The 13,244-nt window shown below is 43.1% G+C and carries 18 protein-coding genes; 10 read left to right on the top strand and 8 right to left on the bottom strand.

Going from position 1 to position 13,244, the window contains the following annotated elements; genetic code table 11:
- Window positions 1–40: 40 nt before the first annotated feature.
- A complete protein-coding gene (locus ACXAFV_RS06460; protein WP_475125214.1) occupies window positions 41–826 on the top strand; it encodes a GNAT family N-acetyltransferase in 786 nt (261 codons plus the stop codon).
- A 138-nt stretch (window positions 827–964) separates the two neighbouring features.
- Here the strand turns inward: ACXAFV_RS06460 and ACXAFV_RS06455 are convergent, their stop codons facing one another.
- From ACXAFV_RS06455 to ACXAFV_RS06440, 4 genes are all read right to left on the bottom strand, one after another.
- The gene (locus ACXAFV_RS06455; RefSeq protein ID WP_475125213.1) at window positions 965–1,528 is read right to left on the bottom strand and encodes a biotin transporter BioY; all 564 of its coding nucleotides are present in this window, start codon (window positions 1,526–1,528) and stop codon (window positions 965–967) included.
- 78 nt (window positions 1,529–1,606) lie between these two features.
- Window positions 1,607–2,137, bottom strand: a complete 531-nt coding sequence (locus tag ACXAFV_RS06450; protein ID WP_475125212.1) for a CBO0543 family protein — start codon at window positions 2,135–2,137, stop codon at window positions 1,607–1,609.
- 83 nt (window positions 2,138–2,220) lie between these two features.
- Window positions 2,221–2,463: a DUF2584 family protein gene (locus ACXAFV_RS06445; protein WP_475125211.1), complete on the bottom strand. Its 243-nt coding sequence runs from the start codon at window positions 2,461–2,463 to the stop codon at window positions 2,221–2,223.
- Window positions 2,464–2,475: 12 nt separating this feature from the next.
- A complete protein-coding gene (locus ACXAFV_RS06440; protein ID WP_475125210.1) occupies window positions 2,476–3,261 on the bottom strand; it encodes an alpha/beta hydrolase family protein in 786 nt (261 codons plus the stop codon).
- A gap of 190 nt (window positions 3,262–3,451) precedes the next feature.
- Between ACXAFV_RS06440 and ACXAFV_RS06435 the strand changes: the two genes are divergently transcribed.
- The 3 genes from ACXAFV_RS06435 to ACXAFV_RS06425 all read left to right on the top strand — a co-directional run bounded on the left by ACXAFV_RS06435 (window position 3,452) and on the right by ACXAFV_RS06425 (window position 6,102).
- The gene (locus tag ACXAFV_RS06435) at window positions 3,452–4,453 is read left to right on the top strand and encodes an ABC transporter substrate-binding protein (protein ID WP_475125208.1); all 1,002 of its coding nucleotides are present in this window, start codon (window positions 3,452–3,454) and stop codon (window positions 4,451–4,453) included.
- A gap of 91 nt (window positions 4,454–4,544) precedes the next feature.
- Window positions 4,545–5,321, top strand: a complete 777-nt coding sequence (locus ACXAFV_RS06430; RefSeq protein ID WP_475125207.1) for an ABC transporter ATP-binding protein — start codon at window positions 4,545–4,547, stop codon at window positions 5,319–5,321.
- Complete coding sequence (locus tag ACXAFV_RS06425) at window positions 5,302–6,102, top strand: ABC transporter permease (RefSeq protein ID WP_475125206.1); 801 nt, start codon at window positions 5,302–5,304, stop codon at window positions 6,100–6,102. The genes ACXAFV_RS06430 and ACXAFV_RS06425 overlap by 20 nt, the downstream gene beginning before the upstream one ends.
- Here ACXAFV_RS06425 and ytkD read toward each other — a convergent pair.
- Window positions 6,092–6,556: an RNA deprotection pyrophosphohydrolase gene (gene ytkD, locus ACXAFV_RS06420; protein WP_475125204.1), complete on the bottom strand. Its 465-nt coding sequence runs from the start codon at window positions 6,554–6,556 to the stop codon at window positions 6,092–6,094. The genes ACXAFV_RS06425 and ytkD overlap by 11 nt on opposite strands.
- 85 nt (window positions 6,557–6,641) lie before the next feature.
- Complete coding sequence (locus ACXAFV_RS06415; protein WP_475125203.1) at window positions 6,642–6,965, bottom strand: hydrolase; 324 nt, start codon at window positions 6,963–6,965, stop codon at window positions 6,642–6,644.
- Window positions 6,966–7,298: 333 nt separating this feature from the next.
- Here ACXAFV_RS06415 and ACXAFV_RS06410 point away from each other — a divergent pair, with 333 nt between their 5' ends.
- Window positions 7,299–7,544 (top strand): DUF6154 family protein, encoded by a 246-nt coding sequence (locus ACXAFV_RS06410; RefSeq protein WP_032087259.1) that lies wholly within the window; start codon window positions 7,299–7,301, stop codon window positions 7,542–7,544.
- Window positions 7,545–7,599: 55 nt separating this feature from the next.
- On the opposite strand, the gene ACXAFV_RS06405 is transcribed toward ACXAFV_RS06410, so the two are convergent.
- The gene (locus tag ACXAFV_RS06405) at window positions 7,600–7,782 is read right to left on the bottom strand and encodes a polyribonucleotide nucleotidyltransferase (protein ID WP_446244006.1); all 183 of its coding nucleotides are present in this window, start codon (window positions 7,780–7,782) and stop codon (window positions 7,600–7,602) included.
- A 182-nt stretch (window positions 7,783–7,964) separates the two neighbouring features.
- Here ACXAFV_RS06405 and ytzI point away from each other — a divergent pair, with 182 nt between their 5' ends.
- Window positions 7,965–8,150 carry a YtzI protein gene (ytzI, locus tag ACXAFV_RS06400; RefSeq protein ID WP_475125202.1) on the top strand — a complete coding sequence of 62 codons (186 nt, stop codon included), beginning with the start codon at window positions 7,965–7,967 and terminating at the stop codon, window positions 8,148–8,150.
- A gap of 407 nt (window positions 8,151–8,557) precedes the next feature.
- Here ytzI and ACXAFV_RS06395 read toward each other — a convergent pair whose 3' ends face one another.
- The gene (locus tag ACXAFV_RS06395) at window positions 8,558–9,031 is read right to left on the bottom strand and encodes an S-ribosylhomocysteine lyase (protein WP_446244008.1); all 474 of its coding nucleotides are present in this window, start codon (window positions 9,029–9,031) and stop codon (window positions 8,558–8,560) included.
- 224 nt (window positions 9,032–9,255) lie between these two features.
- On the opposite strand from ACXAFV_RS06395, the gene yidD reads away from it, so the two are divergent.
- From yidD to ACXAFV_RS06375, 4 genes are all read left to right on the top strand, one after another.
- Window positions 9,256–9,507, top strand: a complete 252-nt coding sequence (yidD, locus tag ACXAFV_RS06390) for a membrane protein insertion efficiency factor YidD (protein ID WP_475125201.1) — start codon at window positions 9,256–9,258, stop codon at window positions 9,505–9,507.
- Between the two features lie 177 nt (window positions 9,508–9,684).
- Window positions 9,685–10,653 (top strand): metal ABC transporter solute-binding protein, Zn/Mn family, encoded by a 969-nt coding sequence (locus ACXAFV_RS06385; RefSeq protein ID WP_475126086.1) that lies wholly within the window; start codon window positions 9,685–9,687, stop codon window positions 10,651–10,653.
- 163 nt (window positions 10,654–10,816) lie between these two features.
- Entirely contained in the window at window positions 10,817–12,175 is a 1,359-nt protein-coding gene (locus ACXAFV_RS06380; protein WP_475125200.1) for a cytochrome ubiquinol oxidase subunit I, read from the top strand.
- Window positions 12,176–12,195: 20 nt separating this feature from the next.
- Window positions 12,196–13,224 carry a cytochrome d ubiquinol oxidase subunit II gene (locus tag ACXAFV_RS06375; protein WP_475125199.1) on the top strand — a complete coding sequence of 343 codons (1,029 nt, stop codon included), beginning with the start codon at window positions 12,196–12,198 and terminating at the stop codon, window positions 13,222–13,224.
- Window positions 13,225–13,244: the final 20 nt, after the last annotated feature.

Genomic DNA, 13,244 nt, shown 5'->3' with positions numbered 1-13,244 from the left:
TTGGTAATATATCAATTAAAACTATAAAGGGGATAGGGAAATGATCAGAGTATTAACCCAGGCAGATGATGAACAATGCCAGCAGCTGATACAAGCACAGCCTGCCGAAAATTTGTTCATCATCGGAGATATTGAGGCATTTGGCTATGAACAGGATTTTCAAACCATTTGGGGTGATTTTGACGAAAATGGAAATCTGAGAGGGATCCTTTTAAAATATAGAGAAAACTTCATTCCGTACTCCATAGGAGAATTCGATGCAGAATGTTTCGCTGACATCATCAATCACTGCAATGATTTTAGCATCATGTCAGGTCTAAAGGCAGTCACTTCAAAAGTGGAGCCTTTTCTAACTAGAGATTTTCAATCAAAGAGGCAGATGTACTATGCAAAGTTGGATAACAGAGATTCCTTGTCAAACGAGGAACTGACTCATGTTGAAAAAGCATCCATCGACGATCTTCCTAAGCTTGTCGAGCTTCTCAACTGTATTCCTGAGTTCAGCGGTGGAAATTTCACTGTTGAGAAAAGAAAGCATGGTATGGAAAAAGGAGTAGCACGCAGCTACTACATTGAAAATGGCATATTTGTTTCCTCTGCTTCCACTACTGCCGAAAACAGCATGTCAGCGATGATTGTGGCAGTCTGCACCCACCCTGATCACAAGAAAAAAGGCTATGCAACCCAGTGCATGACAAAATTATGCCGGGATGTGCTGCAAGAAGGCAAGGAGCTCTGCCTCTTTTATGATAACCCTGAAGCAGGCAGGATTTATAAGAATATCGGCTTTGAGGACATCGGTCATTGGATGATGTATAAATTTTAAGCTTAAGCGGGATTGATTTTGATTGAGGATGAAGGAAGAAGGTTGATTCTTGTAACGATTCACGTTTAACACCACACAGACTAAAAACTGATTAAGAAAAAAGCCGGATCTCCTTAAAAAGAGATCCGGCTTTTTTGATTAAGCTGCCGCTTTAGCACTGCCCTGTATCAATTTCGCCTGTACTAGACGTTTTCTAACCGTAATACCTATCCAGCTGGCCAGGAATGCTTTGATAAGCCCGACTACGATAAAAGGATATACTCCTGCTGCCATAGCCTGTGTCCAGCTTAGATCGGCCACATATTTCAATTGGATCGTACCAAGTAACAAAGTGACAATCATCCCTGCTGTGTTCGCAACCATGGCCATTGTCAGATTAAATTTCGTCTTTTCTAAAATCAATCCTGTTATAAATGCCGCTGCAATGAACCCGAAGATGTAGCCTCCGGTAGGGCCGACCAGTACCTGTGCTCCGCCGCTGAATCCCGCAAAGACCGGGACCCCAACCGCTCCAAGTGCGGCATAGCCTACCATGGCAAAGGCTCCGTATCTACTTCCAAGGATCGTCGCTGTAAGACCTACCGCCAATGTCTGTCCGCTGATGGGAACAAGCGGCAGCGGAATCTCAATCTGCGCAAAAATTCCCGTTATCGCAGCAAAAATACTGCATTGGATGATCATTCTTAATTTTTCCCCATTCATTCATCTTTCTCCCCTTTTAAGTAAACTCTCAACAAGATAAAGTTAACACAATTCTCGAATTTCGGGAAGAACATTCTTTTATCTGAAAATTTTTTCCACGAACCAGCGAATCAAATATGACACAACAAAATATATCAAGAATGACCACCAAGGATTCCAATGATAAGCCTTGTAATAATCAAGCCATCTGAAAAATGGCTCACTGATGAACGATGCACCGCCCGCTAACACGATATTTGCTATAAAGAATGCCTTTCCCCGTGGAAAGTAAAAATAAAGGAGCATATAGGTGACCGGAATCAGTGCATAATCGAATAAATAGGCTTTCGGGTAGACTGGCAAAAGTTCTGTCGGATATCCCCAGAATCCCAATTCAAATCCTACCCCATCCAGGTTTGCTGCTACAATGATCCATACGAGTCCAAAAAATAGAATTTTCGGCAGCTCTTCACGATTCACCAATTTTATAAAAATCAGCCAAAACATGATTATCACCGCAACAATCAACCACCACTTAAACGTGAGAAAATTATATTCCAGCCAATAGTCAACGTTCAACTTCGAGGCTTTCAACAATTCATTGTGTACACTGTCATATTTTTCAATCATCCGCTTACCTCAGTTTTTTTACTAGTATGAGATGTATTTCCTGTAATTATTAGCAAATAAAAAAGAACCTGATAACCAGGCTCTTAATTGGTTCTATTCAGCGATATCAATTTATAAAAAATCGTTGTCTTTCCTTCATGCCACTGGATTTTCTCTATTCGTGCGTAACCCCTCGAGTGGCTTTTTTTTGTCGTCCGTATTTCAATTGAAGTATGCATCGGGTATAAACGGTAGCCCATTTTTTGCAATTGAAAAAGGTTGTCTTCTGTTCTGACCTCTTTTCCTTTCGTGACAAGCATGGTATTAAGCTCTAGTCCCATTCCCATGGTCATTCCCCTTTACTTCTGTTTTTTCATCCAATCACAAAGCATAGTGACAATTTCACGGTTTTTCAGAGGAGGAAAATAATGCGTGAACTCTGAAAAATAATAAGATTCAACGGCTTTCCCGGCCTCTTTCAGCCTTTTTTCTAATCTATATGCATGATCAATTGAAACGTTGTGATCTTTTTTTCCGTGAATAATCAGGACAGGAGCTGAAATTTCTTCGATTTCATACAGCGGGGTCCGCCACTCATAACGTTCGGGGTATTTATTCGGGCTGCCGCCGATCACCCTTTTCATCATCCTGCGAAGGTCTTTTCGTTCTTCATAGGTCAGGGACATATCGGATACTCCTCCCCAGGTGACGATGGAAGTGACGTCTTTTATTTCAATGCCGGTGAAGAGTGCCATAACCCCTCCCCTGGAAAATCCGAATACATGGATCCGCTCGTTATGTACTCGTTTATACTGACTCAACAGCTGATAAGCGGACAAAGCATCTTCACGGTCATCCCCCGCAAAGTCTTCATTTCCTTCCCCTCCACGGTTCCCACGGTAAAATGGGGCAAACACGATAAACCCTTCCTGGGCAAATTGGGCGATGCGCGCAGGCCTTACCATCCCCACTCCTTTAATTCCGCCTCTTAAATACAGGAATCCATCATACTTCCCTTCTTGTACCGGCTGTGCAAGCATCCCTTTCACTCGCAGCCCCCCTGACAAATAGACGATCTCATAGAGCTCGACATGCGGGTTTGGAGAAGGAAATAACGTCTTTTTCACAATTGTTCCGTTTTTCATACTCTCTTCCTTTCAAAAATGGGCACTGGGTACTCACACATTTTTTACACTACACATAAACTATTTTATCAAACCTTATATTCAACTTGTCTTGGTTCCTATAGGAGCATCCTACCCCTCTATCATGATGAAAAAACGTTTAGAGGGTTTTAGTATGCGTTCATGTTTCATTCAAAGGAGGAAAACATCAATGAAAAAATGGACTCGAATCGTCTTCACCCTTCTCATGACCACAGTACTCACCATCGGCTTGACCGCATGCGGAAGCGAAAAAAATGAGCTGCAAAAAGTACGCGTGGCAGAAGTAACCCGATCCATCTTCTATGCTCCCCAATATGTCGCAATTGAAAAAGGCTTTTTTAAAGATGAAGGTCTCGATATTGAACTCACCACCACGTGGGGCGGGGATAAGACGATGACCACTTTACTATCCGATGGTGCAGATATCGCTCTTGTCGGTTCTGAAACATCCATTTACGTCCATGCTCAAGGGTCCGATGATCCCGTCATCAACTTTGCTCAACTCACACAGACAGACGGTACCTTCCTGGTATCAAGGGAAACAGTGGATAATTTTGATTGGAACCAGCTGAAAGGCTCCACTTTCCTGGGCCAGCGTAAAGGCGGCATGCCTCAGATGGTCGGAGAATTTGTGCTTAAACAGCATGGAATCGATCCGCATAACGATCTGAATCTGATCCAGAATATCGACTTTGCCAATATCGCCAACGCCTTTGCATCCGGCACGGGTGATTATGTGCAGTTGTTCGAACCTACTGCATCGATATTTGAAAAAGAAGGGAAAGGGCATATCGTCGCTTCCTTCGGTACAGAATCCGGCCATGTCCCATACACAACTTTCATGGCAAAGGACAGTTACATGAAAGAGAACAAAGATGCCATCGAAAAGTTCACAAAGGCTCTTTACAAAGCCCAGAAATGGGTGGATGAAAGCTCCCCTGAAGAAATCGCCGAAGTCATTGAACCGTATTTCGAGGACACGGAACTAGACATTATCGTAACCGTGGTGGACCGCTATAAATCACAAGGTTCATTCGCGACAGATCCGATTCTGGATGTAGAGGAATGGAATAACCTGCAGAGCATTATGGAGGAAGCGGGAGAACTCCCAGCACAAGTAGACCATGAGACGCTCGTTAACACATCGGTTGCTGAGAAAGTGAGTGAATAGTGGATTCATCCACTCCCACGTTAACATCATTAAACGGGCTGACATTGCGTCAGCCCTTCATTTAATAGAGAAAGACTGGAGGCGCGTTACCGTGAATTTTCTGTCCCTTGACTCAATTCATCACACTTATTTTTCCCCTAAAACAGCAACCAATGCCCTATCCGCTATTTCATTCGATGTGAATGAAGGAGAATTTATCTCTTTTATCGGACCGAGCGGTTGTGGGAAAACCACGCTTCTTTCAATCATCGCCGGGCTCATTAAGCCGACAGAAGGAAAGGTTCTCCTGCACGGCAAACCAGTCAATTCCGAAAAAAATCAGATGGGGTATATGCTTCAGCAGGATTATCTGTTCCCATGGAAAACGATCGAGGAGAATATTTTCATAGGGTTGAAGATTATGGAGAACTTAACAGAAGAGAAGAAACGTGAAGCGTATGAATTACTTGAAGAATTTGACCTCTCTGGAGTGGCATCTTCCTATCCGAAAGAGCTGTCAGGCGGGATGCGGCAGCGAGTCGCCCTGATCCGGACATTGATTACGGAACCGAAAATCCTGCTTTTGGATGAACCGTTTTCAGCACTCGATTATCAAACGAAATTAAAGCTTGAAGATCTTATTTTTACTACCTTGAAGTCTCTGAATAAAACGGCCTTGCTCGTCACTCATGATATCGGGGAAGCCATTGCTATGAGTGACAGGATCATTCTGTTCGCCTCAAAGCCGGGCAGGGTGCACAGGGTGTTTGAGGTGCCTCAGCAATTAAAGGAACTAAAGCCGTTTACCGTGAGGAACCATGAAGCGTATCCACCGTTTTTTCAATCTATATGGAAGGAGCTTGAGAATCTTGAATCAGGAAACCCTTAAACAGAAGCATGCCGAATACATTCAATCCCTGAAAAAAGAACAGCGGTGGGTGTGGTTCTATCAGGCTCTGATCTTCCTGGTGTTTTTCTCCGTATGGGAAATTTCAAGCCGAAACAGCTGGGTCGATCCCCTGATCTTCAGTTCTCCGTCTAAGATATGGGGCCTTTTCTTGGATAAGGCGGCAGACGGCAGTCTCCTTGCAAATTTGTCGGTGACACTCGGGGAGACCATTCTCGGATTCATTCTCGGCACGCTTCTCGGGACATTATTGGCAGCACTCCTTTGGTGGTCACCTTTCCTGTCACGAGTGTTGGATCCATACCTTGTGATAATGAACGCCATGCCGAAAGTGGCCCTTGGTCCAATTCTGATCGTCGGCCTTGGTCCTGGCTTCACATCGATCATCGCGATGGGAACAGTCATCTCCGTCATCATCACCACCATCGTCGTATATACCTCTTTTAAAGAGGTGGACCCAAACTATTTGAAGGTCATGAAGACATTCGGGGCAAAAAGGGGTCAGATGTTTAAAGAGGTCATCCTGCCTGCTTCCTTCCCGACGATCATATCCACGTTGAAAGTAAACGTGGGTTTATCCTGGGTAGGGGTCATTGTAGGTGAATTCCTCGTGTCAGCAAAGGGACTCGGTTACATGATCATCTATGGGTTCCAGGTGTTCAATTTCACCCTTGTCCTTCTTTCCCTGCTTGTGATCGCCGTATTTGCCACGATTATGTATAAAATCGTCGAACTGCTCGAAAAGAAGTGGATCAAGTCGTAAGGTTCAAATATTTTAAAGCCAATTCCACCACTTTGTCTTTCATGATAAAACTGAATTCAGGGTGTGTCTGCATATCGGCCAGCTCACCCTTCCATAATTTACAGCCGTACGTTTCCAGGTAATCCTCTTTCCTTACCAATTCTTCAGCTTCTGCAAAGAAGATGGTCTTCACAAATGGCGATTGATCGTACACTTTATATTCCCCTACGAAAACGGGGTCTTTGATCACTCCCCCGGTTTCTTCATACGTTTCGCGGATGGCCGCTTCCTCAAGTGTTTCCCCTTTTTCACGCTTGCCGCCCGGAAATTCAAGACCACGCTTTTTATGCTGTGTTAACAGCCATTTATCACGGTATCTGCAAACGACCAGAACATGATGGGATTCCTGCCCGAAAAAATGTTTTTGAAATGCAAGTTCCACTTTTAATCCATTGACATCGATAAATTGTTCCATTTGCAATCCCCCCTCTCTAATCTAATCATAAATAAAAAGCATTGGTCCACAAGTTTAGCTTTGGAACCAACACTTTTATTTGTACTTATGGAGCTGGATGATCAAGGATCCCCATACTCTCGATATGTTTTTTTGCATCCTCATCACCGAGTTCATGAATCATCGCATATACCTGATGAAGATTCTCATCATAAGCATCATTCTCACGATCAAAGTGATACTGTATATATGGGACGTGTGCACGGTAGAAATTCTGCCAGTCAATCGAGTGACTTGAATCAAAGATCTCCCTCAGTTTCGTGATCTCTTCGTCCGTTGCCGAGATTTTAAAGTTCCATGGTGAATCCGTCGAGCTCCTTGAAATTTCACCTGTGGCTATTTCGATATAATAATCATGACGTTCGTCCAAGCTTTCCAACCCCTTCGATTTTCTTACCCTTCTTTTTCCTCAATTCATCCGATTCTATTCACTTCTTGACATGCACTTGTGATCGATTTATTGAGGCTGTCCGTGTAAAACGAAGTCTTACACGGAATCGGTCAGCGTTGTTTAACAGATACATTTTAAAAATTTCCCTTTATCACGAATAAAGTCGTTATTCTTTAGTATAGTATCAATAAGAAAAAGATTAGATTTTCCTGGGCGATATGCTTATGATGGGGAATTTCGGGTAAATACAAAATAAATTGTAGAGTATTCAATCCTATTTCTGTTAAAATTAATGAAAGGGAGGTGAAGTGCATGAAGTTGATTGAAGAAATCTATGAAATGTACCGCGGCAGAATCAAAGGTACAGATGAAGACTTAGACCTCATTGCCCTTACGATTTTAGAAGATACATCCAGAAACGAGATCATCGAACTGATTCAGGAAATGGAAACAGAAGAACTGGAATATTTCCTTCGACTATACATATTTGAGACGTTAAAAGAAAAATGGTCCAAAAGCGAAGAACGGGTAAGATTGGAACGAAAAAGCCTTCACTGATCGAGGAAGGGGACATAATATAAAAAGCCTTAAACAACTGTTTAAGGCTTTTTTCTTACCCTTTTACATCAATAGTAAGTCCCTTGCTCGGATGCGGTGCAGCATTTGCCTCCTGCATATCCTGGAGCATTACCGTCACGTGCGCAGCCTGGGTGGACATCTGGCTCTTCAGCAGATTCATACTAAGGGTCCGCTGAAGCTCTGCTACCTGCTTCCCCATTATGGAGGATACATTCATGAAATTCCCTCCTCCTCTCCCTGTTTCTCTCATCATACCAAAATTCACCAACTGAAAACAGAATATTACCTGACAAATTGGAGGACCTTTATACTACACTCACTATTCAATAATTTGTGCGATTTTATAAATGACATATGTCTTTTCTATGATAAAATAAGGAAAAAAGGAGGGGCTGTACTGTGTCATTAACGCTTGTATTGATCATTGCTGTCGCCATATGCATTTTAGTGATATTTGTTAGTGCCCTGACGACGTCCAAAGCATATACGACTGTTAAACATACCGTCGATCCAATCGAAAATAATCCACATCTAAAGCATATGGAAGAAAAAAAGGCAGAATCTGAAGAAAAACCAAAGGAATAAAAATAATTGATCGAAAACCGGGAATGATGAACCCGGTTTTTGTTTGTATTTAGGCTAGCTTAAGGGTAATTTCGTTTCCATAGAACTGTGTCGCCATGACGTTAATTAAAATGATTACCAAAGGATCATATATTTGTAAAATGGATCATAAATTCTCTGAATGGATCATATATCAGTGGAATGGATCATATTTTCACAAAATGGATCATAAACCTGAAAAACGGATCATAAGTTGTTCTCTCAGACCAAATCATCCCTCACAATGGCCGACCAACCGTTTCAAACCACTGCATTTAAATTGAACATTTACTCCACTCGTCAAAAAGCTAAACATCTCGAACCTTAATATCCTTCAAACATAGAAAAATCCACCCGCAATTAAAATGCCGGTGGATCTTTCCATATTGTTAAGCAAATACCTGCTTCAAGTCTTCTTTACTCTGACTCAGCCAGTATCTCATTAATTTCTTTGCTCCCTCTAAGTCATGAAGCTTTGCCTGTCCGCACTGCTTCTCATTTGCAGCAGGGATTTCTTCGATTTCGACTGCTTCTTTCATAGTCGCTTCCAATAGGTCGATGATTTCCTCCACTTTAGGCTCTCCGCTGACGACCAGATAATAGCCGGTCTGACAGCCCATTGGGGAAATATCAATGATATCAAAGTGAGCATATGGCTCTGCATATTTTCGGATGGTAAACGCTAGTAAATGCTCAAGTGTATGAATCGAGTCAGGTTTCATCGCCTGTTTGTTCGGTTGACTAAAACGGATATCGAATTTATTGACAAGGCCGTCACTTCCTACCTTATGCACTCCACAATGTCTGACATACGGTGCCTTTACCGCATTATGATCTAATTCAAAGCTTTCTACTGATGGCATTTATTATCACTCCCATTCGTTTCTAATACCAGTATAACAATTCATAGTAATTTCATCAACTTAATCTGCTTTCAACCATTTTAATGGATACTCACTTTCCACACACTTCGCCATTCCTGTCTTCCAACCCTCTTTACAGTTTCATTTCAATTCAAAATCAACCTTCTTTCATGTGATGCTCATTCTTTGATATAGTAGAAGAAAACACTCTGGGAGATAATAAAATGAAACGCGCAATACTTTTACTGTTCCGTTTATATCAAGTCGTGATTTCACCGATAAAACCCCCGACCTGCCGCTTCTATCCCACTTGTTCTCACTACGGAATCGAGGCAGTAGGCAGGTTCGGAGCTTTACGCGGCAGCTTTCTCACGATAAAGAGAATCCTTAAATGTCATCCCTTCCACCCTGGCGGTATCGATCATGTTCCCGAAGAATGGCCACCCAGGAGTAAAGAAGAAAAAACTAGCTCTTAAGTTGGAGGTAGTCTTTTTCTTTATTTTGTCTTTCTTTTTGAGATTAGGTAAAAATAAAAAAGCATAAAACTTTTGTCTTGCTTATTTCGCAGGAGAAGAGTAAAATAGCTTTTGTGCTAAATCGTAATCATTCCATTTTATACTCAGAAAATTAAAGGAGGATTCTTCTTGAACTATATTCGTAAAAGCTTGTTATTATTAATTGTTTTATTCCTGTCAGCATGCGGAGCTTCTCCTGATGATAAAGGAGCTGAGGACGGTAAGCTCGATGTCTATACAACGGTTTATCCGCTCGAGGATTTCACAAAGAAAATTGGCGGGGAACATGTCGACGTCCATAGCATTTATCCGCCGGGTGCTGATGAGCATACGTTCGAACCTTCCCAAAAAGACATGATAAAAATGGCCGAGGGAGATGTCTTCTTTTATGTGGGCATGGGGCTCGAAGGCTTTGTTGAAAAGGCAAAAACGATTTTGGAAAATGAAGAAGTGACTGTCGTACCAGCAAGTAAAGGAATAGATATTGAACATGCAGAAGAAGACCATGGGCATGAGGAAGAAGGACATTCTGATGATGGCCACGAGGAAGAAGAACATGAAGAAGATGAACATGGTCATCAACACGATGTCGACCCTCACATTTGGCTGAATCCTGAATACTCAAAACAAATGGCCAAAGTCATCGCAGAGACACTGTCTAAAGAAATGCCCGAACATGAAGAGGATTTTCAAACGAACCTGAAAGAGTTGAATGGTGAACTCGATGCATTGGATGCCGAATTCATGCAGATGGCTGATGACGCACCGAATAAAACGTTCTTTGTTTCCCACGCGGCTTACAGCTACTGGGAAGATCGATACGGGCTTCATCAGGAAGCTATCGCAGGATTGAATACATCTGACGAACCTTCACAGCAGGAATTAAAGAAAATCATTGAAAAAGGAAAAGAAAAAAATGTCCGATATATTTTATTTGAACAGAATGTCTCTTCTCGTTTAACCGAAGTCGTTCAGAAAGAACTGGGAGCTGAATCCCTTGAACTTCATAACCTCTCTGTTTTGACTGAAGATGATCGTGATGAGAATGAGGATTATTTTTCACTTATGAGAAAGAATATCGCGACGCTGAAAAAGGCTCTGCAGTAATGTTTGGCACCACTCTATTTTTAAGAGTGGTGCTTTTTTTGTAGCTCGATCCAAGCCATCCTACTAAAAATATGACTCTCTCTAAATAATCAATCACATGCATAATATTTTCCATTAAGTGGACAATAAGGAAAGCTAATGACATGGTAAGGGAGAATTGGAAATGGATGAATTAGTACTAGCGAGATCTTTATTCGGCACCACGATGGCTTTTCACATTATTTTTGCAACGCTGGGAGTCGGCATTCCGCTGATGATACTTGTGGCGGAAATTATGTATCAGCGTACAAACGACCTGGACTATTCAGTGATGGCGAAGCGTTGGACGAAGGCATTCGCCGTACTTCTTGGGGTCGGTATCCCGACAGGAACGATTGCAGGGGTGCAGTTGTCGCTGCTTTGGCCGGGTTTCATGGAGGTCATTGGACGAGTGATGGCCCTGCCTTTTCAAATCGAAATTTATGCCTTCTTCATTGAAGCTCTTTTCATGTCCATATATGTGTATGCCGCAAATCGAATTGCCCCTTGGATGCGGATCATCAGTTTGATCCTTGTCGCAATCGGCGGACTGGCATCTGCTGTCTTGATCACAAATGTACATGCATTCGAAGGTACTCCTGCCGGCTTTAATATCGTCGACGGTGAAATCACGAATGTTGATCCTTGGAAAGCTTTTTTCAATCCAAGCTTTTTTGTAACGGCCGGGCATGTCGCCCTTTCTGCTTACGTCGTCGGATCCTTCACGATTGCGTCAGTCGCTGCATTTAAAATGCTCCGCACACCATTCGGGTCGAGAGTTTATAAGTTTCACGGAAAAGCACTCATGATTTGTTTATTCGTTGGAGGGGTCTTCGCGTTCTTCACCGCGATCAATGGACATGAATCCGCTCAGATGCTACACGAATATCAGCCTGAAAAGCTTGCTGCAGCAGAAGGGCTGTTCGAAACCCAGACGCATGCCCCGCTTGCCATCGGAGGATTTACCGACCGGGAAGAACAGGAAGTCAAATGGGGAATCGAAATTCCATGGGCCCTGAGCTTCCTTGCGGGGAACAGCTTTGATACCAAAGTGATCGGCTTGAATGATTTTCCAGAGGAATATTGGCCTCCACTGTTCGTTCATACCCTGTTCAACGCGATGGTCGCCATCGGTTCATTGCTGATCCTTCTTGCACTGGTTGCCTATGTATGGAAAAAGCTGTTGAAAAAGGACCGTTATCCGAAGTGGCTGATGTGGATGTTTGTGGCAGGAGGACCACTTTCCATCCTGGCCATTGAATTCGGCTGGATCTTTGCCTGTACCGGCCGGCAGCCCTGGACCATTTACCGGATACTAAGTACCGAGGACTCGGTCACGACCACCGGCAACATTGCCGTTCTGTTTATTCTCTTTGTCACTGTCTATGCCATTTTAGCGGTAGCTGTTGTGCTTGTACTTCTTTATTACTTCAAACGGAATCCGCCGCAAAAAGATCTTGATAAAGCAAAAGCAGAAAGCAAGGGAATTCCGCTGTCTACTTAAATGAGAAGGAGGGATGATTCATGACGCAGGTGTTAATCGCAATTACAATCCTTTGGGGTTTTGTATTTATTTATGCCGTAATGGCGACGATGGATTTCGGAGCAGGCTTCTGGTCGATGCTTTACATCAATCATGACAAAACGAAAGCAACCAATATTGCGAACCGTTATCTTTCCCCGACGTGGGAAGTGACGAACACGTTCATCGTCGCCCTTGTCGTGGCGGTATACAGCTTGTTTCCGGGAGCTGCCTATTCTCTCGGTACCGTCCTCTTGGTGCCGGGGAGTTTGATCCTCCTCCTGCTTGCGATCCGAAGTGCCTTTCTAGTCTTTTCGCACGTGGCAGATGATTACCGGAAACCGCTGACCTACATCACCGGCATAACGGGGCTTTTGATTCCGGGCCTCTTGATCAGCGTTCTGCCGATTTCACATGGTCCTTATATTGACTTTGATAACGGTCAGACGCTGCTCTTGGGCAAGCTATTTACCAGTCCGCATGAATATGCGTTCTTTGGGTTTGCAGTAGCGAGTACATTGTTTCTATCATCGCTCCTCTTAGCAGACTACTCGAAAGCGTCACGGGAATTTGAGGCATATAAGGTATACAGGCGGGATGCTATGATTATCGGTCCCATATCCGTTTTGATGGCTTTTCTCATCATGTTCACAATGAAAAGTGAAGCGAATTGGATTTATGAACGTATGATGGAGGACTTGACGATTCTACTGGTTTCCCTGATCGGCTTTTTGGTTGCAGGTGCAGCACTGTTTCTTCCCACCAATAAGGAAGGGATGAAAGGAATGCCGCGTGTGGCAGTGGTTGCCGTTACGTTTCAATATGTATTGGCAAGCTATGTCTACGGTAACGCACATCTCCCATACATCATTTATCCGGAAGTGACAATTCAGTCCGGTTTTACAGATCCGAATTCATTCAGGGCCGTTTTCATTACTTATATCGTCGGGTTCATCATTCTTTTCCCAGGATTCGTTTATTTCTGGAGCCTGTTTATGAAAGACAAACGATATTTGCAGCAAAAAAGTTAACAAGTGCTCTACTCCAATCC

This window comes from Rossellomorea sp. ABR4_012 (assembly GCF_056159545.1).
The sequence above is the reverse complement of the archived record's forward strand: the minus strand, read 5'-3'. Positions and strand labels throughout refer to the sequence as shown.

Bases quoted from the DNA above. Each gene is read 5' to 3' on its own strand.
- ACXAFV_RS06460 (WP_475125214.1), top strand. From the start codon at position 41: ATGATCAGAGTATTAACCCAGGCAGATGATGAACAATGCCAGCAGCTG.
- ACXAFV_RS06455 (WP_475125213.1), bottom strand. From the start codon at position 1,528: ATGAATGGGGAAAAATTAAGAATGATCATCCAATGCAGTATTTTTGCT.
- ACXAFV_RS06450 (WP_475125212.1), bottom strand. From the start codon at position 2,137: ATGATTGAAAAATATGACAGTGTACACAATGAATTGTTGAAAGCCTCG.
- ACXAFV_RS06445 (WP_475125211.1), bottom strand. From the start codon at position 2,463: ATGGGAATGGGACTAGAGCTTAATACCATGCTTGTCACGAAAGGAAAA.
- ACXAFV_RS06440 (WP_475125210.1), bottom strand. From the start codon at position 3,261: ATGAAAAACGGAACAATTGTGAAAAAGACGTTATTTCCTTCTCCAAAC.
- ACXAFV_RS06435 (WP_475125208.1), top strand. From the start codon at position 3,452: ATGAAAAAATGGACTCGAATCGTCTTCACCCTTCTCATGACCACAGTA.
- ytkD (WP_475125204.1), bottom strand. From the start codon at position 6,556: ATGGAACAATTTATCGATGTCAATGGATTAAAAGTGGAACTTGCATTT.
- ACXAFV_RS06410 (WP_032087259.1), top strand. From the start codon at position 7,299: ATGAAGTTGATTGAAGAAATCTATGAAATGTACCGCGGCAGAATCAAA.
- ACXAFV_RS06405 (WP_446244006.1), bottom strand. From the start codon at position 7,782: ATGAATGTATCCTCCATAATGGGGAAGCAGGTAGCAGAGCTTCAGCGG.
- ACXAFV_RS06395 (WP_446244008.1), bottom strand. From the start codon at position 9,031: ATGCCATCAGTAGAAAGCTTTGAATTAGATCATAATGCGGTAAAGGCA.
- yidD (WP_475125201.1), top strand. From the start codon at position 9,256: ATGAAACGCGCAATACTTTTACTGTTCCGTTTATATCAAGTCGTGATT.
- ACXAFV_RS06380 (WP_475125200.1), top strand. From the start codon at position 10,817: ATGGATGAATTAGTACTAGCGAGATCTTTATTCGGCACCACGATGGCT.
- ACXAFV_RS06375 (WP_475125199.1), top strand. From the start codon at position 12,196: ATGACGCAGGTGTTAATCGCAATTACAATCCTTTGGGGTTTTGTATTT.